The organism is Dialister histaminiformans, assembly GCF_900103425.1.
Taxonomy (GTDB): domain Bacteria; phylum Bacillota; class Negativicutes; order Veillonellales; family Dialisteraceae; genus Allisonella; species Allisonella histaminiformans.
Genome location: NZ_FMXA01000021.1, coordinates 1 through 21,529 on the forward strand (window position 1 = coordinate 1; position 21,529 = coordinate 21,529).

A 21,529-nucleotide genomic window follows, 5' to 3' on the forward strand; every position below is an offset into this window, starting at 1 on the left:
TTTTGCTTTCCCTTATCCCAACAAAGAGGAATCAACTCTCCGCCATCTACGATGGCCCTCCTCTCTCTCCAGAGAGGAAAACGTTTTGCATGCTTCCATTAATCAGCTTTTGCATTCTTACCCTTTGCAAGAAGAAAACATTCCGCTTCACACCGTCCCGAATCCCATAGGAATTTGCCGACAGCAGACAAAGTTTGTGACCTTTACCCTCTCTCTCCAGAGAGGGAAATATCTTAGAAGCTTTCCTTCGGTATAGCTTCTACCTGTTAACGATTCGGCGAGGTATAGCATAAAATAGTAGATATACATTTTTTGATGAAGATATAAGTATCGAGGAGAAAATAAACAACGCAATCTCACAGAATGAATTTGAATTGATAAGGGCAGGGGCTCAAAGGTTTCCCGTTCTGGAGAGAAAGGGTGGAATGACGACAATAGCTTGTCGTCATTGGCTGTAAGTCCATAGAATTATGAAATCTTTGATTTCCATACTATTGACAGCCCGGTCTTTGTTGGCTGGTGGGGGAAAGTAGATTGCTGTATGTGAATCCATGGGAATAACGGTAATATGTTGCTCCTCACTTTTTTATAAAAGAGGCTATTCGCAGAATCTACCCCCCCTGTGCCTCTGCAGGAGGCACACCGACCTGCCATATTGAAGTTAAGGCACCGACCTACATCCGTTCAGGATGTACCGACCTGCGAGCCTATAGCTCACACCGACCATGAGCCGAAGACTCATCTTTGTATGTTAGTGGATAGGAAATCATGTGGCTGTTATCGACACCCTTCTTTACAAAAATTTTCCTTTTTTCTTACATCTGGTGACTCCATTCTCCAATCGGTTTTTACCCCTCGTTTCCTAATTCTCACATTTCAATCCTGTATTTACTCGAAAGGAGGCCTTTATGTCTGCTTACAGAAAATCTTCCGGCTATCTGGAGAAGGCGTCGGATATTCTTAAGGAAAATCATCGGCGTTTCATGGAAAGTGACGGATTTCAGTATTTCCTGTTTCGTCAGAAATGGCCCTCCTTTGCCGGGGAGCTTATGGCCAGGGAATCGTATATTGCCGGCGCTTCCGGTGAGGTGCTCTATGTACAGGTGACCAATTCGGTGTGGCTGAGTCAGCTGACTATGCTCAAAGCGCAGATTCTGGAAAAGATACATAAAGATCCTTTCGGAGCCCGTTTTACAGATATCCGTTTCCGCATTGGCCCCAAACAGACAAAAAATCATCCCAGAAGCACCGTAGATCCGGTGAACCGGGCGATTGCCAAAGAAAAACAGCGCATGAGCCAGCCGCTGAATGAGTCGGAAAAACAGTGGATTGATCAGTGGGTGGCAGGGCATGTGACGGATGAACGCCTGGGGCCTGTGTTTGAAAAACTTATGGCCGGATCTCTGAAGAAAAGAAAAGGGGAACTGGCTGCCGGGTATCATCCCTGTCCCGGATGTGGAACCCTTATCCCTCCGGAAAGAAAGGTATGCCAGGATTGCGGAAGAAAAATTTCCATAGCCAGAAGAAACCGGATCATTGCCCTTCTGAAAAAACATCCCCACTATGGATATGAAATGACCCGTCAGGTCATTCCCTCGACTTATCGGGAATATGCAGAAGCCCACGAATTTCTGGAGACCAAACTGGAACAGGCTATATATGACAAGGTGAATGGAAAAGAAAACCGCCGCAGGCTTTTGGCCCTTCTGATTCATAAGCCGATGGAAGAAATAACAGAGGAAGAAGCAAGAGAGAAGTTGGAGCGGCTGAGAGAGAAAAAGTGGTAATTTCGGGCGGCCCGGGCGACTGGCTTATCCCGAGCAAAAAAATGCCCTCTGGACGTACTGCTATGTACAGTCCAGAGGGCATTTTTTCACTCGAGATAACCCATCCATCCCGGCCTGCCGCGAAATTAAATAAAAAAATATTCCGTCCTGAACGTACTACGGGTACAGTCCAGAAAGAGATTTTTCACCCCGGAACAACCTATTCATCCCGGCCTGTCTCGAAATTTCGGACGGTCCGGGCGCATAAGCGGCCTCGGGTACCAAAAAATGACGCATGACGTACTTCTATGTACAGTCACACGTCTTTTTTGCTACCCAAAACCACTTCTGCATCCCGGCCTGTCACGAAATTGTGGTGAAGCAACGACAAGACGGTCACGAAATTATGTGAGCGGTCCGGGCACATAAGCAGAAAAAGAAAAGCAGAAAGAATCAAATAAAAAGATTCTTTCTGCTTTTTTGCGTCTGTTTTTTTCAGAAATGTTATTCGCAGAATCCACCCCCTGCCATCTCGTTGAGATGGCAAAGACTTGACATTCTGACGTTAAGTCACAGCCTAGCAAATCTTTCTGACTTCTGGCTATTTATTTTCTTCAATAGCCTTTGCCAGCTGATCGGCGCAGGAAGTGTTTTTTCCCCGGCAGAGGTTTCCCTTTAATATGCCGGCGATTTTTTCTGCTTCCTGACCTTCTATCAGTTTGCCGATAGCGGCGAGGTTTCCCGGGCATCCTCCGGTGAAGTGGACGTTATGGAGTTTTCCGTCTTCCAGATCGAATTCAATTTTCCTGGCGCATACGCCTTCCGGATTGTATTCTACGTGTTTGTTCATAAGTTATTTCCTTTCTTTTTCTTCTGAATTTCCGAACCTGTTTTCATGTCATTATACCATGATATCGTAGATGGTCTTGATGAAGAAGATGACGAGCACACCGAGGATAATGGGCTTTACTGTCCGTACGCCGCCTTTTTCAAAGGCCCGGGTTCCCAGCCAGTTTCCTGCAATATTGAAGGCTCCGGCTACCAGCCCCAGGGTGATATAGACTGTGCCACTGTACAGAAATACGGCCAGGGCGGTGTAATTGGTCATCAGGTTTATGAACTTGGAAACACCGTTGGCCTCCGTCAGCTTCATATGGGCGGCTCCGGTGAGGAGAAGAAGCAGGAATGTGCCTGTGCCTGGTCCGTAGAACCCATCGTAGACGCCGATGAGAAGAGCTGAGGCCATGGCGATGAGTATGGTTTTCTTTTCCGGATACGGGTTCCGGTCACCGGAAAAGGATTTTCCACGGAGTACATAATAGGCGGTAATCGGAAGGATGATGAGAATGATTACACGGAACAGCGACTGATCCAGGAGCAGTGCCAGATGGGAACCGGTAAATGATCCCAGAAACGCACAAACTGTGCAGTACAGGGCAGCATGCCACTGAATATATCCTTTTCTGGCATATTTATAGGTTGCCAGCGTGGTTCCCAGTGATGAGGACAGCTTATTGGTACCGATAACATAATGCATGGGCATACCGGTAAACATGAAGGCAGGAATGGAAATAAGTCCGCCTCCCCCGGCAATGGCATCCACAAATCCGGCAAGAAAAGTTAAAGGACAGACGATAAGATATGTCAGCAACGTAATTTCCATGACAACTCCCTGTAGTAATACAAAATAAACGTAATTCTATAATAGCATAAGGAGAGAGGACCTGTGGACAGACAAAACGGAGCTTTGTTCAGGGCAGCCCTTGAGATGTGGCTTATCCTGAGTTTATACTACTATTAAGAGCATGGAAATGTAAGAATATGGAAATCAGGCATATATTGACAGTTCAGACGAGTATCTGAAGGGGGCTTATTATGGATACAGCATTGGATATTGAACGATATCGGGTTAAACATCACCAGAAGATTAAACTGAGTCGTTTTTCTACTCGGTGTGATCAGGAGAACATGAACAAGCTGGAAGTAAAGAAAGTGCTCATGCCCAAGGTACTTACGGCCATGCGGGATTTACAGGAAAGGTTGTATGCAGAAAAGAAATATGGTCTGATTTTTGTTCTGCAGGCTATGGATGCGGCAGGTAAGGATGGGACAATCAATCATGTATTTTCCCAGCTCAATCCGAGCGGTCTCAAAGTGGCCTCTTTCAAGACGCCGAATTCAGCGGAACTGAGTCATGATTATCTCTGGCGTATCAACAGGGAACTGCCAGCCCGCGGGGAAATCTGTGTGTTCAATCGGTCACAGTATGAAGACGTCATGGTGACCCGTGTACATGAATTGCTAAAAAATGGTTCCATGCCGCAGGAACTGGTAGGGGATAACATATGGGATGAACGGTATGAACAGATTATGAACTGGGAAAAATATCTGTATCAGAATGGATTCCCGATGATTAAAATCTTCCTTCACGTATCTAAGAAAGAACAGCAGCAGCGCCTGATTGACCGCATTATCAATAAGCAGAAGAACTGGAAATTTGCGGTATCGGATATAACGGAGCGAAAGTACTGGGATGAATATCAGAAATTCTATGGGGAAATGATTTCCAAGACATCGACCGATTATGCACCGTGGTATATTGTACCGGCAGATAATAAGTGGTTTACCCGGTATGTGGTAGCCCATATCGTCATCCGGGAACTGAAGAAACTGAAGCCGAAATTCCCGGAGCTGTCTCCGGAAGTTGTACGCCAGCTGGAACGCTTCAAGGAACTGATTCAGCAGGTGGATGATGTGGATGAGCTGCTCGATATGAGCCCGGAAGAGATAAAGGCTAAAGAGGCAGCTCTGGACGCAGAGTCTGGGAATAAGACGGAACAGAAAAATACAGAAACAAAGTAAGGTAAGGGACATACGCCGGCTATGATGGGATGGGGAATTCATAGCGGAAGGGATTTATTTCAGGCATGGCGCTAATGTACTGTCCATTGGCGCCTGTTTTATGCCATAGTGCAAAACAGGATGTTTCACGTGAAACAAAATAAATAAGTGGTAAAACATAGGATGCCTATGTTTTGTAAAAAAAGGAAAAAACAAATGAATAAAGGTAATGAAAAAATGCATCTTCTTCAGGGAGAAGGACGAGTTCTTGGGTATATACGGAAAGGGGTCAAGATTTCCCGGCCCGGGGAAGGAAAGACGGACTACCGGTTCTTTATGGAACCGCTGTCTCCACTTCCACTGGATTTTCAGGAAGCCAGGGAACGGGGATATGGCTTTACCGGATTTATGAATGAACTGGGATATCCTATCAATGCATTCCCTAATGAAGAGGCAGCAGAGGCGGAACTGGAAAAGACATTTGGAAATGCATTTTTTCTGTTTACTCCTGGATTGAAGAATGACAAGTATTTTGTGGTGACCGATCTGGTGCAGGAATATGGCACTACGTATATCAATAAGGAAGAAGCCTATCTTCCCATTCCTGTGTTCGGAACATGGGATAAGCCGCTGTTTGATGGGGATATGGACAAGCTGATAGCCCATCTGCTGGCAGGAAAACCGCTCCCGGGACTGGGAAAGAAACAATGGGTGCGTACGGAAGTACCGCAGATGCTGGTAATCCATGCGGGGAAAGATGATTCAGGAAAACAGCGTTTCCTCTGCCTCATGCCACGGAAAGATAAGGCGTTTAAGGATATGCATATCGGCCAGGGCGGAGCTTATTTCCATGTAAAGAAGGATAATCTTACCTGGGCATTCTTTTATGCTGATGACCCGCTTCTGGTGGAAAATGTAGTCCGCTGTCACCATGATCCGCTGTGGTTTGTACCAGAGTCGGTAATGCATGTGCTTAAGAAACAATTCGTGCCTCTTCTGGATGAGGAGAAACCGGAAAATCAGGGGGCCATCATTTCGCAGCAGGCACTGGATCAGACTGTGCGCGATATGATGCTTATGCCGGCATCTTCCAAATCTTCTGATGAAGCAGGCAGAAACGAGCGGCCGGAAATTGCCGGAAAAACGACAAAGGGAAAGACGGCGGAAACAAAAGATACGCAGGAAAAGGTAAAGCCGCCGGTGCAGAAAAACAGCAGAGCGGAAGAAGATGGCGCTTTGGAAAAAGAAGGCACCGCAGAAAAGACGGAAGAAAAGAGAGAGAATGCAGCGTCTGAAAAATCCACATCACAGGAAAAATCCAGAACAGCGGCTCTGAAGGCAGAGAAGGTAATGAATCAGAAGGAAGAAAAAAAGGCAAAAGAGGAGAAGCGGGAAGATGAGGAAATGGCCTTTATCCACCGGTTTATCCGCCGGGTAAAGGAGAGAGGATTCCTTTATGATGAACGGGATCTGTACAATTTCCATATTTCTGCCAAATCGTCCCGTCTGGTGATTTTGGCCGGACGGAGCGGAACGGGAAAATCGGGGCTGGTACGCCTGTATGGAGAAACCCTGGGACTTTCTCCGTCTCAGATAGCCTTCCTTCCAGTACGTCCATCCTGGATGGATGATGGCGATCTTCTCGGATACCTGGATAGAAACCGCATGTTGTATTTCCCATCCGATACCGGACTGGCAGAACTTTTGGTCAATGCGTCCCGGCATCCGGAAAAGATGTATATTGTATGTTTTGATGAAATGAATCTGGCACGGGCAGAATATTATTTTGCTCAGTTCATTTCTGTACTGGAAAAGAGGGAAAATCCTTCCATTCAGTTGTATAATCCATCCCTGGAAGACAGGGTATACAACCACAGCGATTATCCGGCCCGTATTCCTTTGATGGATAATGTGCTCTTTATGGGGACAGTGAATGTGGATGAGTCCACCTATCATTTCTCGGATAAGATTCTCGACCGCGCCAATGTGATTACGCTTCATCAGCGGAAATTCTCCGATATGGCACGACTCACCCGCAGAGAAGTGGCACCGGAAGTGGAAGTGAGTGCGGATGAATACCGCCAGTTCCGGAAGGATGAGGGGGTAGTGACCTTGTCGGATGAGGAGCTGCATCTGCTGGATGATCTCAATGCGGCGTTGGACGAACGGGGAACCAGCGGCGGAATCGGCTATCGTGTAGTTTCTGACATGAGCCGCTATCTGGCCAATATCCCGTCTGGCAGTCCAATGAATCGCAAAGAAGCGCTGGATATGCAGATTGTACAGCGTGTGCTGACCAAGGTAAGAGGCAGCCAGGAACAGATTGGCTACCTTACTTCGCTCAATGAAGAAAATAAGCTGATGGGGCGATTCCCTGAACTGCTGAAGAATTACAGCCAGGTATCCGCTTTCACGGAATCTCTGCGCGTGCTGGAGAGAAAGGCGAAAGAGCTGAGGACCTATGACTATACCCTTTAAACTGACCGTGTTCTGCCGTCGGGATTTTCCGGAAGGGCGCCGGGTTACGGAATTTATTCCTTCTATAAAGGAACTTATGGATGGCGAGCAGGAACCGGCTCTGGTGTTTTCTGAAAATCAGGATGTAAATCTCCGCTTCTCCGCTCCGGACGGATTCCGTTTCACTATGGACGGACTGGATATATTCAATGCTGACGGAGAGCAGGATGAAGAAGGACAGACCTGGCTTACCCCGCAGGGAGGCCGTGTCTTTTCTCTGTTTGAAGGGCAGAATTTTCCTCTGGTGCCTGGCTACTACATTATGACCGTCACCGGAGAGGGCAAGTCCTGGTATTCCCTGGTGGAAGTGACACCCCGCTTTCTGGAAAAGAAAAGCTGGAAGGACATGAAGAAGGAATTGACGAAGGAAATCCGCCATCTGTCCTTTGATTTCATGTGCCGGCATATCCATATGGACCGGTATCATGGAAGCATGGAAGGCATGGATAGTCGCATGCTGCTCCGGTTCTATATCATTGATGATATGTTTCCTCAGGTATTTCGCGCGCTGGAAGAACTGGCCCATACGGCCAACAGCCGCATTGCGTGGAAACATCGGTTTCTGTCTCCCCGGGTGATGGACTCCATGCAGCCATCCCGCATCCGCGTATCCGGGAAAGAAGAGGGGCGGTACCGCCCAATGGTGCAGGTAAAGGAAATCACATGGAATGTGGCAGAAAATCGCTTTGCCCGCGGAGTTCTGGAAAAACTGGAGAAGAGTCTTCGTTCCTTTGCCGGAAATTTGCAGAGGCTGATAGAGGAAACCCGGGGAAACAGCTCCTTGTATTTCTCTTCTGCGTCTGACAGCCGTATGGAAAAAGGAAGAACTGAACTGGAAACCTATCTCCGGCGCACCCGGCAGCTGCTGTCTGCGGTAGCGGCTGTCACGGAGGCGGAGTGGTTCAGGGAAACGAAGCCAACCATGCCGAAAAACATTCCCATGCAGCTCTTCATGGATCCAAGATATGGCGCCCTGTACCGTCTTCACAAGCATCTGGAACATCCGGAAGACAGCGTATTTGTATCTCCGGTCTATCTGCTCCAGTGGAAGCGGACGGATAAGCTGTATGAAATGTGGTGTTTCCTTCAGTTTGTAAAGGCGCTCCTTTCGTCTGGCTGGCAGATGAAAGAAGGTCCGGCCGTAAAGACAGAAGAAGGCCGGTATCGGCTGGATTATCTCGATGCAGGAACAGAAATTGTTCTCACAAGGCAGGGGGATATGCTGCGTCTGGCTTATGATAAGGATATTCCCGGGTCCGGAGAAGAAACTAACCGGGTACACAATCCGCTGTATACCAACACCTGGCATCGCCGGCCGGATTTCCGCATGGATTATTATCAGGAAAAAGCCTATATGGGCTCTCTGGTCGCTGATTTCAAATACCGGGATGTATACTATCTCTGGCAGGACAAAGAAAAAAGTGCCAGCCTGCGCAGTCAGTTCAATTCCTATCACGATATGAACACCCGGTACTACGACCATATGAGTGAAAGAGAATCCCTGATGAACGCCCGGCCGGTTAAAGAAGTGTGGGCCGTATTTCCAAGAAAAGCGGCCGGAAGCGGTGACGAAGATTACAGCCTCCGCTTCGTGTCCCTCTCGCCGGGAAAAGATACCACAAAAGAACTGGCAGAGCGGTTGGAAGAGTATATAAAGATGCTGAAAAATTAAAAAGGTCGGAAACATTTTTTCAAACTGGCATTCTTGTATTGCGGTTTACGAATAAAGAGGTTTTCAGTAATCTGTCAGGGGTATGTGAGTATATTGATTATGTGGTTAAGCAGAGGTTGAAAGAACTTAGGAGCAGCCAGAGTCAGGAGCTTTACCTATAATTCCTTACGATGCACATACAGGAATCAACTCTCCGCCATCTACGATGGCCCTCCTCTCTCTCCAGAGAGGAAAACGTTTCGCATGCTTTCCTTCGCGCCAACATACAAGAATTAACTTTCCACCAGACAAACTACTGTAGCCGTCTGCAGACAATCAGACCGGAAGCTGGAGAGCTTCCCTTCAGACTGAAAGAACTCAGAACATTTGCATGCTTTCCCTTATCCCAACATAGAGGATTCTACTTTCCACCGACGTGCGTCGGTGGAAAGTAGAATGCTGTATTTGAATCCATGGGGATAGCGGTAATATGTTGCTCATCACTTTTTTATAAAAGAGGCTATTCGCAGAATCCACCCCCTGTGCCTCTGCAGGAGGCACACCGACCTGCCATATTGAAGTTAAGGCACCGACCTACATCCGTTCAGGATGTACCGACCTGCGAGCCTCTAGCTCGCACCGACCATGAGCCGAAGGCTCATCTCTCAATTCTCACATCTAAGATCTGATTTATATCTGATTTCCGGAGGAAATGCATATATGGAAAAAGATTTTTCAATTAATGAAGAGGGGTACAGTGTGCGCTGCCGCCTGTTTCATCAGGGGCATGCCCGTACGTTTAAACGGGTGGTCATCTGTACCCATGGTTTTGGCAGTAATAAGGATAAACCGAATATTACCCGGTTTGCCGAAAAAGAAATTGCCAAGTATAAGAACGATGCTGTTCTGGCCTTCGACTGGCCCTGTCATGGGCAGGATGCCCGTAAAAAGCTGGAACTGGATGAATGCATGAAATATCTTACCTTCGTGGTCAATTACTGCAAAAATGAACTGAAGGCAGAAAAACTGTTCATCTATTCTGTCAGCTTCGGCGGCTATCTGACCCTGAAATACATGGCGGAAATAGGAAACCCCTTTACCCGTGTGGCTCTTCGCTGCCCGGGAATTCAGATGTACAAACTCATGCTGAACAATTTCGATGAGGAAAATCTGAAAAAACTCGCCAAAGGAAAAGAAATTTCCATCGGTTTTGACCGGAAGATGAAAGTGGATCAGAAACTGTTGGACGATTTGAAAAAGAGCGACATCACAAAATACGAATACTTCGACTGGGCCGATGATATGCTGATTTTACATGGCACAGAAGACACCATGGCACCTATAGAGGATTCAAGAGAATTCGCAGAAAATAACGTCATCGAATTTATCCCCGTAGAAGGGGCAGACCATCCCTTCCGGGATCAGAAGTTGATGGATTATGCTATACATACGATAATAGAGTTCTTTTCGGACGGTCTTCCGTCCTGAGCGGCGTCATTCGATTCATTTCAGGACCACCGCGTACAGAGTACAGCGGAGAACCTGAAATGAGGCGATTCCTTGTCAGGGCGAAAGCCTGTCACGAAAAGGGGCTTTTCGGACGGTCTTGGCGACTAGCTTATCCCAGCTTACCTCGAAATTTCGGACGGTCCGGGCGCCTGGCTTAACCCCGTCAGAAAAAATACCCTCCTGAGTTTGTCTGTTGGAAAGTTAATTCGTGTATGTTGGCGCGAAGGAAAGCATGCAAATGTTCTGAGTTCTTTCCGTCTGAAAGGAAGCCGCGAAGGGTTCCGGTCTGACGTCTGATGTCTGTTTCTCTCCATGTTGGTAATCCCTCTCCAATCTCTAAACTCAATTTTCGAATCTTTCCCCCTGCTGCCAGCTTTTTCAAAAATTGGCTGAAAAAGTGGAAAACGATGTGAATATTGTGAACAGGTTTTTACAGGCGTTCATAGTGTTTTCTGCTGCGGAATCTATGTATTCATAGAAATTTTTCTAAAATTTTAGAAATAAGGCATTGCAACCTGAGATGTTGCGTCCTATAATGGAAAGCACAACAGCATAGTGGTGGACGAAGTATACGTGAGAAGGCTATGGGCCTACCGAAGGAGTAACGCTCTCAGGTGTCTGCAAAGATAGGTAACGTATATGGACACACTCTGGAGAGTCTCAATGGATGAGCGCCGAAGGTGTAAAGGATATGCAGTGCATACCCAAATCTCTCAGGCAAAAGGACAGAGCAACGATATACACGTATAATGGCGTGTGTTTGTTTGCATACTGGTTCCAGAGAATTGAAAGGAACCGGTTTTTTTATTCCTCTTTGAAGTAAGAACCACACTATGCTGAAAATAGTATTGTTTCGAAGGGGGAACACAAATGAATTTCTTAGATGTATTAAATAGTATTGACAGCTTTGTATGGGGACCGCCGCTTCTGGTGCTTCTGGTGGGAACTGGTATTCTGCTTACTTTCCGTCTTCGTCTGCTGCAGCTGTCCAAGCTGGCACGGGCCTTTAAACTTATTTTTACAGCCAGAAATGATGGCGAAGGCGATATTGACAGCTTCAAGGCTCTCTGTACCGCATTGGCCGCTACTGTCGGCACCGGTAACATTGTCGGTGTAGCTACGGCAATCAAGGCCGGCGGCCCGGGCGCTCTGTTCTGGATGTGGGTTGCTGCTTTCTTCGGTATGGCTACCAAGTATGCAGAAGGTGTACTGGCAGTTAAGTATCGTGAAGTGGATGATCAGGGAAATATTTCCGGCGGCCCGATGTATTACATCAAGAATGGTCTCGGTGACAAGTGGAAGCCTCTGGGCACACTGTTCGCTATATTCGGCGTACTGGTTGCTTACTTTGGTATCGGTACGTTTGCTCAGGTTAACGCCATTATCGATATTGCCAATATTACTTTCGGTGTGAGCCCATACGTAGTAGGCGGTATTATCACGGTTCTCGTAGCAGCTATCACACTCGGGGGTCTGCAGTCTATTGCCAAGACCGCAGAAAAGATTATTCCGTCTATGGCGGTTCTGTATTTCCTGGTAACGATTTCTATTCTGGTTATCTTTGCTGATCAGATTCCTAATGCGGTTTACCAGATTATCCATGATGCATTCACACCTACCGCAGCAACCGGCGGTTTCCTGGGAGCTACGGTCATGCTGGCTATGAGAAGCGGTATTGCCCGCGGTGTATTCTCCAATGAATCTGGCTTAGGTTCTGCACCAATCGTAGCCGCTGCGGCTAAGACCAAGTGGCCGGCAGAACAGGGGCTCATTTCCATGACCGGTACCTTCATCGATACCATCATTATCTGTACCCTTACAGGCCTTACTCTGGTAGTAACCGGCGTATGGAAAGGCGACCTCAACGGTGCTGCTCTCACCAACGCAGCTTTCACACAGGCTTATCCAGCCTTCGGAAGTTATCTCCTCTGCATCTGCCTGGCTCTCTTTGCCTTCACCACCATCCTGGGATGGAACTACTACGGTGAACGCTGCATGACCTACCTGGCAGGTACAAAGGCTATTCTTCCCTACCGTATCGTATTTATTCTCCTGATTGCGTCCGCTGCATTCCTCAAGCTGGAAGTAATCTGGACACTGGCCGATATCGTAAACGGTCTCATGGCCATTCCAAACCTGATTGCCCTTATCGGCCTTTCCGGGGTAGTGGTAGCGGAAACCAGACGTTTCAATGAAAATGTGAAGGAAGAGGAAGAAGAAATCAAAACAGAAAAGGAATTGCATAACAAATAAAAAACTGCAGCTACTTGATGGCTGCAGTTTTTTATTGCCTTTTAGCATGATGAAAAAGGTACAAAATATGAGGTGATTCCAGCAAGCTGAAGCTTGCTGTTGGGGGTTATAGGACATTTTTTGTGTTTTTTGCCCAGGGAAAAAATGAGCTGGAGCTCATAGACCGCAGAATATTTCATAGAAAAATTCTGAGTGGTAAATACTGCATATGGCATTTCTTATATAGAAAAACTGGTAAGAATCTGATTGATTTTAGGTTCTTGCTGTTTTTGCTTGTTAATGAATAATTACCATATTTATTCTGTAGATATTTTGTCTGTTGTATGGTCCCGAGTCAGAGGTTTGTAACTGTTAGACTAATTTAGTTTTTTGTATTTATAATAATATGATATAATCTAATTATAAAAATAAACAAAAGAATAAAAATAAATAAAAGACAGAAGTTAATGAAATACATTAATGGAGTTGAGTAAAATTGCAAGTATGTTAGAAAATTAGCTTAAAAATTGGTAGCAGGGAATTATATATGGTAATTAATTTAGCCAATATTGTTGGATTTTATTATGCATAGTAATTATTTAAGTGGGAGGATATTTCATGCTAGGTTTTCTTTCGTTTGTTTGCTTTTGCCTTAGCGTAGTTAGCATAGGTATGATTATTGCATCTTTGATAAATCCGAAGTGGGGAACTATTAAAGGAACATTACCCAAACTGTTCTGTGGAAAAATCTGGAATCGCAAAATGGCTGTTAAGGTATGGGCTACTTTATGGATTGTATTTTTTTGTGGATTTTTAACGTTCGTGATAATGTCTCCGAATATACCAGATCAACAGACAGTAAACAATCAGCAATCTATTACGGAAACGAATGAAACATTACTTTCTTCCAAGTGTGGATTAAGTGCAGAACAGGCCAAAGATGTGGCCAATGCACTTGATTCAGTAGGTCTTGGAGAAATAGAAGATATAACTAAAAAGGAAAATAATGACTATACCCTGGATATCAAGGCAAAAAATACAGATTATAATCCTGAAAATGGATCCATTAGTATTACGGTAGGCAAAGATAATAATTTACAATCTATACAGTATAAATTAGTTCCCCTTTGGTTTGAGGGACAGGCACATAGTCAAATCAGTGATCATCTTATGAGTTATTCTGAGGACCGGAAAGCAACTGAGGCCAGTGAAAAAGCAGTTAAAGCGGTATTAAAGTCACCTGACAGTGCAGACTTTGATTCAGGAAGTTATAGATATATTAAGAATCCGGATGGAGTTATATTCTTTGGTACTGTTGATGCACAGAATAGTTTTGGTGCATCAATTCGTAATTCATTCAAGGTGCAGCTAAAAGCTACTAATGATGGATATACTGCTGAACATTTAACAATGAATGGAAACCAATTATATTAGTACCAAAAATTATAGGATGATTAGGCTGTATGGATAATAGGACAGCTATTGTTTATTAACATATAAAATATGGAAATGAAGACGAAAAACTCTCTTTTATAGATAGAAGTTTTTCTCTGGGAAGAGAGACTCGATAAAAATAGGGTCTCTCTTTTTAAGTTTCTTGAGAAAAGAAAATAACGTAATTAATTTTTTCATGATGCTCCTGATTATATAAATGAAAAATAAACTATATGATAAATATAGAAAAAGTTTAATATTACGTATTGCAATTTACTCATGACAGACATATAATAAGGTCACAAATCGTGAATGATGCATACAGAAAAACGAATAAGTATATGCTTATTCTGCCGAAGGAGTAACACTATCAGGCGTCGAAAGACACGAAACTGTATGTGGACACAACTCTGGAGAGTTCCGTTTAATCGGACGCCGAAGGTGTAAAGGTCTGGATTTCCAGGCTCTAATCTCTCAGGCAAAAGGACAGGGGGCCGACATGGTAACGCCATGCGTAGTGGATGATGAATTTTTTATTCCGCCGGCCTCCTTTTCTTTTTCGTTAAGGAGCTGGCGGTTTTTTATTGGGAGCATAGGAGTATAGGAGAAAAAGGAGAAGCGATATTTTTTACGCATAGTCAGAAAAGGATATGCTAAATTTAGATAATTAAAAAAGTATATTGCATAATAGAAAGATTGAGTGTATAATACGTTCAATCAAAATAAGTGGATGATGTATGCAGAAAAAGATTAACTTATTAATGAGTATACCATTAATAGGAAGTCTGCCGAAGGAGTAACACTATCAGGCGTCGAAAGACACGAAACTGTATGCGGACACAACTCTGGAGAGTTCCATTCAATTGGACGCCGAAGGTGTAAAGGTCTTACTTAAGACCCCGATCTCTCAGGCAAAAGGACAGGGCGGCATCACTGTGAAAGCAGTGAATTCTTTTCAGCTTAATGAAATGGATTTTAGCCGGCCCTGTATTCCTGAATACAAGGTCGGCTTTTGATTTTCGTTAATGGATGAAGGGATGAAAAATTATGCTGTTGGAAATTTTAAACACGATTGACAGTGCCGTGTGGGGGCCATGGCTATTAATTCTGCTCCTCGGTGTAGGTGTATTATTCACCATCCGTCTGGGATTAATTCAGATAACCAGCCTGCCACGGGCGTTGAAGCTGATTTTCTTCGCAAGAAACCGCGGGGATGGTGATATTGATAGTTTCAAGGCTCTCTGTACTGCACTGGCTGCTACGGTCGGCACCGGTAACATTGTAGGGGTAGCTACGGCTATCAAGGCGGGTGGTCCGGGTGCTCTTCTCTGGATGTGGATTGCCGCTTTCTTTGGTATGGCGACTAAGTACGCAGAAGGTTGTCTGGCTGTAAGATACCGCCAGGTAGATGCTAACGGCGATATTTCCGGTGGTCCGATGTATTACATTGAACAGGGGCTTGGCAAGAAGTGGAAGCCGCTGGCTGTGTTATTCTCCATTTTCGGTGTCATGACCGCATGTCTTGGATCGGGTACCTATACCCAGGCCAATGCGATTATGTCCTCCATTGAGGTAACCTTTGGTGTACAGCCGATTATCACCGATGCCGTGCTTACTATTCTGGTAGCAGTCATCATTCTCGGCGGCCTCCAGTCTATCGCTAAGGCAGCAGAAAAGATTGTTCCTGGTATGGCTGTTCTTTACATCGTCTCTGTGGTAGCGCTGCTGGTAGTATATGCTGACAGAGTACCGGATGCGGTAGCTCTCATTATTCACGACGCATTCAATCCTACGGCTGCAGTTGGCGGATTCCTCGGTGCCACGGTAATGACCACTATCCGCAGTGGTATTGCCCGTGGTATCTTCTCCAATGAATCCGGCTTAGGTTCTGCACCAATCGTTGCTGCTGCAGCTAAGACCAAGTGGCCGGCAGAACAGGGTCTCATTTCCATGACCGGTACCTTTATCGATACCATCATCATTTGTACAATGACTGGTCTGGCGGTTGTATCCTCTGGTCTGTGGAATGGCGACCTCAACGGCGCATCCCTTACCAACGGAGCCTTTGCTCAGGCATTCCCTTCTTTTGGTAACTATCTGGTAACCATCTGTTTGGCCCTGTTTGCCTTCACCACCATCCTGGGATGGAACTATTACGGTGAACGCTGCCTTGTATATCTCTTTGGTACTAAGGCTATCAAGCCATATCGCGTAGTATACATCGCCATCATTGCCACCGCGGCATTCCTCAAGCTCGAAGAAATCTGGGCACTGGCAGATATCGTAAATGGCCTCATGGCATTCCCGAACCTGATTGCCCTTCTTCTCCTCTCCGGTACCGTAGTACGTGAAACCAAGGCGTACCTGAACCATGTAAAGGAAAGAAACAGAAGAGTACGCGTTCTCAAGGCGAATCGGATCCGCATGCTCAGAGAAAACGAACGGGCAGGACAGGCATAAGTAAAAAGAAAAAATCCCCGGCCATATCGAACCGGGAAAATACAAGTAAATAATTTTCGTTCCTTACCTTAGAAAACGCCGGAAGCACATGTAAACATCATATGCTTCCGGCGTTTTGTGTAAAAAGCAAAAATGAGTCGCTGCCCTATCTCTATATGTGACGCAAAAGGGGTGATGATATGATGTGTCACGTCTTCCTTTGGGTAAAAGATAAGATTCTCAAAGCTGTACAAAGAGATGCATACCACCGTTTCCTTCTCTGAAATTTCATAGCGGCCGTTATATATAGCATCTGTCCTCGAGCTTCAGGGCCTGTGATTTCGACTCTTTCCGCCCTTGAGGTACAGGCTTTACCTGGTATATTATATAAATAACTGTTTATGTTACATGTTATGGGAAATATTGTGCATTCATAATGTACAGAGGGATTCTTGTATGAATGGTCCAAAGCTAAGTGTTAAAACATTTATATCCTTCCTGTTTTTGCGTTGGAAATTCAGTGAGGAACGAAAGAGCTTTTTACATAGCCGTGAGTTTTTTCAGGTTATTGCGGATAATAATATGCAGTTCGGGCTGGCGGTTTCGCTGGTTGTTTTCAGTGTCGGTCTGGCCGGACTTATGGGGTGTTCATATAATCCCGGAATACCGGAATTGATTCCGGAGATTCCCTCCCGCCTTGTTTATACGCTGATGATTCTGTTGAATGTACCGCAGATTCTCTTTGCGGTGGTGGAGATGGCGCAGAGCGGGGAATCGGATTCGGAAAAGGTATTAAATATAAATTACCTGAATCAGCTCATCAATGCATTTATGGCCGGATTTGCTGTGTTCAGTACCCAGAAGGGAAGCAGCTATTTTTTTGAAACCGTATTGATTATGCTGACTTTGTCCAGTCTTCCCTACTGGCGTCGTATCCGCGGGTATGTGGTGGCTCTTACCAGCATGCTTCCTATAGGAATTGCTATCGTCCGATATCATATACTGGTACCGTGGCAGGACTGGTATGATATCGTTATTTTCTATATTCTCTGTCTGTTTATCATGACTCTGCGCCGTCACTGGCTGGAGCAGAATTTCTGGCTTATGCACCGTACGGAGCTGGAAAACAAAACGCTGGAAAAGAAAAGCCGTACCGATGAACTGACCGGCCTGGAAAACCGTACCGGCCTGCGGGAGGATTTTCCGTCCTTTGCCGGAGAGCATGTTATCATGATTATGATAGACCTGGATAATTTTAAAATCTATAATGACCGGTATGGACATCGGTTTGGTGATCAGGTGCTGCGCAAGACCGGACAGTATATCCGGAAAGTATTTCATCCATTGGGCGGAAAATGTTATCGCTATGGTGGCGATGAATTTCTGATTATCCTCCAGGATGTGTCTACCCATCTGCTGGATAAGGAGCTGGAGCTTCTGCGTACCGGGTATATGTCCCTGTTTTCTGATGGACAGCCGCATACGCTGAGTATCGGATACAGTTATGGACGCGCGGAAAATGAGTCTATGTTGAGGACGGCACTGTCGTTGGCCGATGAGAATCTGTATGCATCCAAGGTGGGAGGCAAGAATCAGATCAGCAGTCAGAAAGTGGATGCGTCCATGCAGAATAAGAAGGACGATCAGATTCTTTCCAATCTGGCATCTGTCAATTATATGGACAAGCTTACCGGCCTTTTAAACCGGGAAGGATTTCGCAAGCGGCTGGAAAGGGAAAATCTCAATGAAGGAAGCTGGGCGGTTATCTGTTTTAATATTGACCGGTTCCAGGAAATCAACCGTGCGGTGGGGTATGCCGGAGGCAATGAAGTCCTGGTGAAGGCGGCGGGGTGGCTGAGCCGGTATTTTCCGGAAAGTATTATCAGCCGTCATGAAAGCGATCATTTCTATGTATTTACCCGATGCAGCGGCATAGAAAGGCGAATCCGCCGGGTGCAGTCAGAAGTGGCCATCTGCCGTGAGCATTGTTATATTTTCTTCCGCGCCGGCATATGGAGCCATGACGTGATGAAGACAGTTCCTGATCTGGATGCCATTCTGGACAATGCGAAATATGCCTGCGATACCTTGAGAAATCAGTCAGTGCACTCTATGTGTTTCTATAGTCCTCAGGTGGAAGAAGAACGAAAGAAGTCAGCTTTTGTGCTGAATTATTTCAGGGAAGCACTGGATAAGGAACAGATAGAAGTGTATTTCCAGCCGATTATCGGTACGATGAGTAAGAAATGCCGGGGCTATGAAGTGTTGTCCCGCTGGGTTGTGCCGGGGAAGGGGGTATTTTCTCCCGGCGAGTATATTCCGGTACTGGAAAAGTCCTATGATATTTACAAGCTGGATCTGTATGTACTCCGGAAGGCCTGTGAATTTGTCCAGAAGCTGGATGAAGAGCAGAAGAAAAATCTGTTCGTATCCTTTAATTTGTCCCGCCATGATTTCCAGGCTATAGATATTCCAGAGGAAGTAGACCGTATTGTTTCTTCCTATCCGATTCCCAAGTCGATTTTCCGGGTGGAAGTGACAGAATCCGCTCTGGCAGATGATGATAATATTCGCAGGGATGTGTCCCGCCTGCGCAAGAAGGGATACAAGGTATGGGTGGATGACTTTGGTTCCGGTGTATCTTCCCTCAATGTCCTTCGGCAATATGATGTGGACGGAGCCAAGCTGGATATGAAATTCCTTGAGGATTTTGAAAGCAGTAAGAAGTCTCCGCTGATTATTCAGAATATTATTCATCTCTGCCATGTACTGGATCTGGAAGTAGTCGTAGAAGGGGTGGAAAATCAGAAGCAGCTGGATTTTGTGCAGAAGTGCGGCGGCGACTTGATACAGGGGTTCATTTACAGTGCTCCTCAGTCCCTGGATGTTATCCGGCATCAGTGGTTCTGGGATTCCATCGCCCCAAAGGAGGATGGGAAGATTTATCATCGAATTGGGACCATCGATCTGGAACGATTCTTCCAACAGGGAGAGGGTTCACAGGGATGTTCCATCGGGCAGCTTTGTTCCCTTCTGTTTGAAAGGGATGGCGATCAGCTGCGCCTTCTGCGGTTCAATGATGAACTGGAAAGAACACTTCGGTGCATGCAGCAGGATCAGGAAGGGGACATGCAGACATTGCTTTCCCGGTTTAAGGATACGCCGATTATGGAGGTATCCCGAAAGGCCAGGAAAAAGGGAAGCCTGGTGCGGAGTATGGTTCCTTATAACCATTCATTCTGTTTTGTGCAGACTTGTGTGGTGGATTATTTAGAACATAAACATCGGGACATTGTACTATTGCAGTTTACTTTTATGGATAAGAGTTTAATGAACCATATGCTGCAGCATATGAGGCATAGTGAGGGCCTGGAAATCAGTAATCAGTGAAATAGTGGGCAGACAGGATACCGGGAATAAGAGTCCTCTGCAGGAGCATCGGTTATTACGGATGCGTTATCAGGGAGTCAGTTATGGCGGTAAGACGATTTTGAAGAAAAAACTTAAAACTGAACGTAGAGGATATGAGGAAAAGGCTGAAGAAACGCACCTTTGTTCTCAGTATCGGATTTCTGCTATGTCTTTTGTTCCTGTTTTCGCTGGAAATGATGACAGAGTATGAACGGCAGCTGGAAAATGAACGGTATAAGGCCGGTCTGGACGCGCAGATTTATTCGGAATTTCTGATTAAGGATCTCATGGTGAGTCAGAACGCATCGGATACACTGGATTATATAGCCAGAAATCATGAGGGGGTTATTCATAATTTTCATCTGGCTGCCTCAGATCTGATGCGGCCGTATATGCACGCCATCGTCTGGACCCCCGCCGACGGGGAGAGGCAGATGTATCCTGAGGGGCACTGGTGTCACCGGCGATAGAACAGGCTGTGGATAAGGCAGTGGCATCTTCCTATATCCAAAATGATGAACATAGTATGGTGGACGTTCCGTTGGGAAAGGCGAATAGAAAGGCCGGCCTTATTATCAATACACCGGTTTTTCAGAAAGATTCCTCTGGAGCGCGGCGCTATATTGGACTGGCATCGGTAGTGATTAATAAGGATAAACTGTTTGCTACTACCATTGCCGCCCTTCATGCTAAAGGTACAGATATGTACTTACCCGGCAGAGTGTTTCCTACTTCCCTGCCGGGCAGGTGGTAAGTCAGTACGGCATGGTGGATGACTATGCTGTATCGTATGCTTTTGTATGGGATGGAGGCCTATGGAAGCTTTCAGTTATGCCTCATCACGGATGGCATGTGGTAAATAAATTGAAGATGAAGGCCGGCATGGGCCTTCTTGCTATCTTTATGGCAGCGGGTCTGTTTGCTGCACTGCTTTCGATTTACGGAAATAAGCGCATTGCTCAGTATGCAGCGGTTCATGATCCGCTTACTGGGCTGTATAACCGCATAGGTTTTGAAAAGAAAGTCCGGCAATGGAAAAAGGCTAATGGAGATAAAATCTTCCTGCTGGCCATTCTTGATATTGATGACTTTAAGACATTCAATGACCGGTACGGCCACCTGCTGGGGGATCAGGTGCTTATGCATCTGGCTGGATCCATGTACGATATATTCAAAATTAACAGGGATACGTATATGGAAAGAAATGGAGGCGACGAATTTCTCCTGTTCATGGGCGGAACATCTATACGGGAACTGGAAAAGAGGCTCATGGATTTCTCCCAGGCTTCTCATGTACTTACCCTGGAAGGGAAAAAATACAGATATACCCTTCATATTCCAGGCGGCGTATTCATCTGTACCAGCAACAGGGAACATCGCATTCTCTATGCCAATAAAGAAGCGGTACGTCTGGCCGGATATCCATCGCTCAGGGAACTGATGTCCCATACGCATGAAGGACGTTTTGAAGAACTGGTACACACTGATGACAGACAGGAACTCTTTATAGGCCGGGAACAGGGGCATCCATTCCGCATGATCACCCAAAACGGAAGTCCCCGCTACTGCCGTGGCAACAGCCGGATTGTGTTCAATAATTTCTACGGAAAAGTCATCTATATACTGGTGATGGAGATAATGAAGGAAGGAAAGGTCTGATACAAATCAAAGATTGCAAATCCTTTCAGGATTCTGGGCGGGTTGAGCCTTACAGGCACATAGGTCAGTG

General features: G+C 45.8%; 14 protein-coding genes and 3 riboswitches. Of the genes, 12 read left to right on the forward strand and 2 right to left on the reverse strand.

Features of this window, described 5'->3' with window-relative positions; genetic code table 11:
• Nucleotides 1-908: 908 nt before the first annotated feature.
• A complete protein-coding gene (locus BLQ79_RS06920) occupies nt 909-1,787 on the forward strand; it encodes a DciA family protein (protein ID WP_091365219.1) in 879 nt (292 codons plus the stop codon).
• 580 nt (nt 1,788-2,367) lie between these two features.
• Here BLQ79_RS06920 and BLQ79_RS06925 read toward each other — a convergent pair.
• Both BLQ79_RS06925 and BLQ79_RS06930 read right to left on the reverse strand, forming a co-directional pair.
• Nucleotides 2,368-2,616 carry a TIGR03905 family TSCPD domain-containing protein gene (locus BLQ79_RS06925; RefSeq protein WP_091365221.1) on the reverse strand — a complete coding sequence of 83 codons (249 nt, stop codon included), beginning with the start codon at nt 2,614-2,616 and terminating at the stop codon, nt 2,368-2,370.
• Nucleotides 2,617-2,667: 51 nt separating this feature from the next.
• Nucleotides 2,668-3,429 (reverse strand): sulfite exporter TauE/SafE family protein, encoded by a 762-nt coding sequence (locus BLQ79_RS06930; protein ID WP_200779852.1) that lies wholly within the window; start codon nt 3,427-3,429, stop codon nt 2,668-2,670.
• A gap of 212 nt (nt 3,430-3,641) precedes the next feature.
• Here BLQ79_RS06930 and BLQ79_RS06935 point away from each other — a divergent pair, with 212 nt between their 5' ends.
• From BLQ79_RS06935 to BLQ79_RS06985, 11 genes are all read left to right on the forward strand, one after another.
• Nucleotides 3,642-4,628, forward strand: a complete 987-nt coding sequence (locus BLQ79_RS06935; RefSeq protein ID WP_234944948.1) for a PPK2 family polyphosphate kinase — start codon at nt 3,642-3,644, stop codon at nt 4,626-4,628.
• 195 nt (nt 4,629-4,823) lie between these two features.
• Nucleotides 4,824-7,085, forward strand: a complete 2,262-nt coding sequence (locus tag BLQ79_RS06940) for an McrB family protein (RefSeq protein WP_091365222.1) — start codon at nt 4,824-4,826, stop codon at nt 7,083-7,085.
• Nucleotides 7,069-8,796 carry a DUF2357 domain-containing protein gene (locus tag BLQ79_RS06945; RefSeq protein WP_091365224.1) on the forward strand — a complete coding sequence of 576 codons (1,728 nt, stop codon included), beginning with the start codon at nt 7,069-7,071 and terminating at the stop codon, nt 8,794-8,796. The genes BLQ79_RS06940 and BLQ79_RS06945 overlap by 17 nt, the downstream gene beginning before the upstream one ends.
• Nucleotides 8,797-9,495: 699 nt before the next feature.
• Nucleotides 9,496-10,263 carry an alpha/beta hydrolase gene (locus BLQ79_RS06950; RefSeq protein ID WP_091365225.1) on the forward strand — a complete coding sequence of 256 codons (768 nt, stop codon included), beginning with the start codon at nt 9,496-9,498 and terminating at the stop codon, nt 10,261-10,263.
• A 661-nt stretch (nt 10,264-10,924) separates the two neighbouring features.
• Nucleotides 10,925-11,023, forward strand: a riboswitch (glycine riboswitch).
• A 131-nt stretch (nt 11,024-11,154) separates the two neighbouring features.
• Nucleotides 11,155-12,537, forward strand: a complete 1,383-nt coding sequence (locus BLQ79_RS06955) for an alanine/glycine:cation symporter family protein (protein WP_091365227.1) — start codon at nt 11,155-11,157, stop codon at nt 12,535-12,537.
• Nucleotides 12,538-13,134: 597 nt separating this feature from the next.
• A complete protein-coding gene (locus BLQ79_RS06960) occupies nt 13,135-13,950 on the forward strand; it encodes a hypothetical protein (protein ID WP_091365229.1) in 816 nt (271 codons plus the stop codon).
• Between the two features lie 400 nt (nt 13,951-14,350).
• Nucleotides 14,351-14,450, forward strand: a riboswitch (glycine riboswitch).
• Nucleotides 14,451-14,785: 335 nt separating this feature from the next.
• Nucleotides 14,786-14,883: riboswitch (glycine riboswitch) on the forward strand.
• Nucleotides 14,884-14,997: 114 nt separating this feature from the next.
• Entirely contained in the window at nt 14,998-16,410 is a 1,413-nt protein-coding gene (locus tag BLQ79_RS06965) for an alanine/glycine:cation symporter family protein (protein WP_200779853.1), read from the forward strand.
• A gap of 435 nt (nt 16,411-16,845) precedes the next feature.
• Nucleotides 16,846-19,779, forward strand: a complete 2,934-nt coding sequence (locus tag BLQ79_RS06970) for a bifunctional diguanylate cyclase/phosphodiesterase (RefSeq protein ID WP_159427875.1) — start codon at nt 16,846-16,848, stop codon at nt 19,777-19,779.
• Between the two features lie 134 nt (nt 19,780-19,913).
• On the forward strand, nt 19,914-20,270 hold the full coding sequence (locus BLQ79_RS08310) for a hypothetical protein (RefSeq protein WP_091365232.1): 357 nt from the start codon (nt 19,914-19,916) through the stop codon (nt 20,268-20,270).
• Entirely contained in the window at nt 20,255-20,554 is a 300-nt protein-coding gene (locus BLQ79_RS06980) for a hypothetical protein (RefSeq protein WP_091365234.1), read from the forward strand. Before BLQ79_RS08310 ends, BLQ79_RS06980 begins: the two co-directional genes overlap by 16 nt.
• Nucleotides 20,555-20,565: 11 nt before the next feature.
• Nucleotides 20,566-21,459, forward strand: coding sequence for a diguanylate cyclase domain-containing protein (locus BLQ79_RS06985; protein WP_091365235.1), 894 nt, complete (start codon nt 20,566-20,568; stop codon nt 21,457-21,459).
• The last annotated feature ends 70 nt before the right edge of the window (nt 21,460-21,529 follow it).

Excerpts from the sequence above, each read along its gene's own strand:
- BLQ79_RS06965 (WP_200779853.1), top strand. The coding sequence starts at position 14,998 with ATGCTGTTGGAAATTTTAAACACGATTGACAGTGCCGTGTGGGGGCCA.
- BLQ79_RS06920 (WP_091365219.1), top strand. The coding sequence starts at position 909 with ATGTCTGCTTACAGAAAATCTTCCGGCTATCTGGAGAAGGCGTCGGAT.
- BLQ79_RS08310 (WP_091365232.1), top strand. The coding sequence starts at position 19,914 with ATGAGGAAAAGGCTGAAGAAACGCACCTTTGTTCTCAGTATCGGATTT.
- BLQ79_RS06970 (WP_159427875.1), top strand. The coding sequence starts at position 16,846 with ATGAATGGTCCAAAGCTAAGTGTTAAAACATTTATATCCTTCCTGTTT.
- BLQ79_RS06950 (WP_091365225.1), top strand. The coding sequence starts at position 9,496 with ATGGAAAAAGATTTTTCAATTAATGAAGAGGGGTACAGTGTGCGCTGC.
- BLQ79_RS06930 (WP_200779852.1), bottom strand. The coding sequence starts at position 3,429 with ATGGAAATTACGTTGCTGACATATCTTATCGTCTGTCCTTTAACTTTT.
- BLQ79_RS06985 (WP_091365235.1), top strand. The coding sequence starts at position 20,566 with ATGGTGGATGACTATGCTGTATCGTATGCTTTTGTATGGGATGGAGGC.
- BLQ79_RS06945 (WP_091365224.1), top strand. The coding sequence starts at position 7,069 with ATGACTATACCCTTTAAACTGACCGTGTTCTGCCGTCGGGATTTTCCG.
- BLQ79_RS06960 (WP_091365229.1), top strand. The coding sequence starts at position 13,135 with ATGCTAGGTTTTCTTTCGTTTGTTTGCTTTTGCCTTAGCGTAGTTAGC.
- BLQ79_RS06955 (WP_091365227.1), top strand. The coding sequence starts at position 11,155 with ATGAATTTCTTAGATGTATTAAATAGTATTGACAGCTTTGTATGGGGA.
- BLQ79_RS06925 (WP_091365221.1), bottom strand. The coding sequence starts at position 2,616 with ATGAACAAACACGTAGAATACAATCCGGAAGGCGTATGCGCCAGGAAA.
- BLQ79_RS06940 (WP_091365222.1), top strand. The coding sequence starts at position 4,824 with ATGAATAAAGGTAATGAAAAAATGCATCTTCTTCAGGGAGAAGGACGA.
- BLQ79_RS06935 (WP_234944948.1), top strand. The coding sequence starts at position 3,642 with ATGGATACAGCATTGGATATTGAACGATATCGGGTTAAACATCACCAG.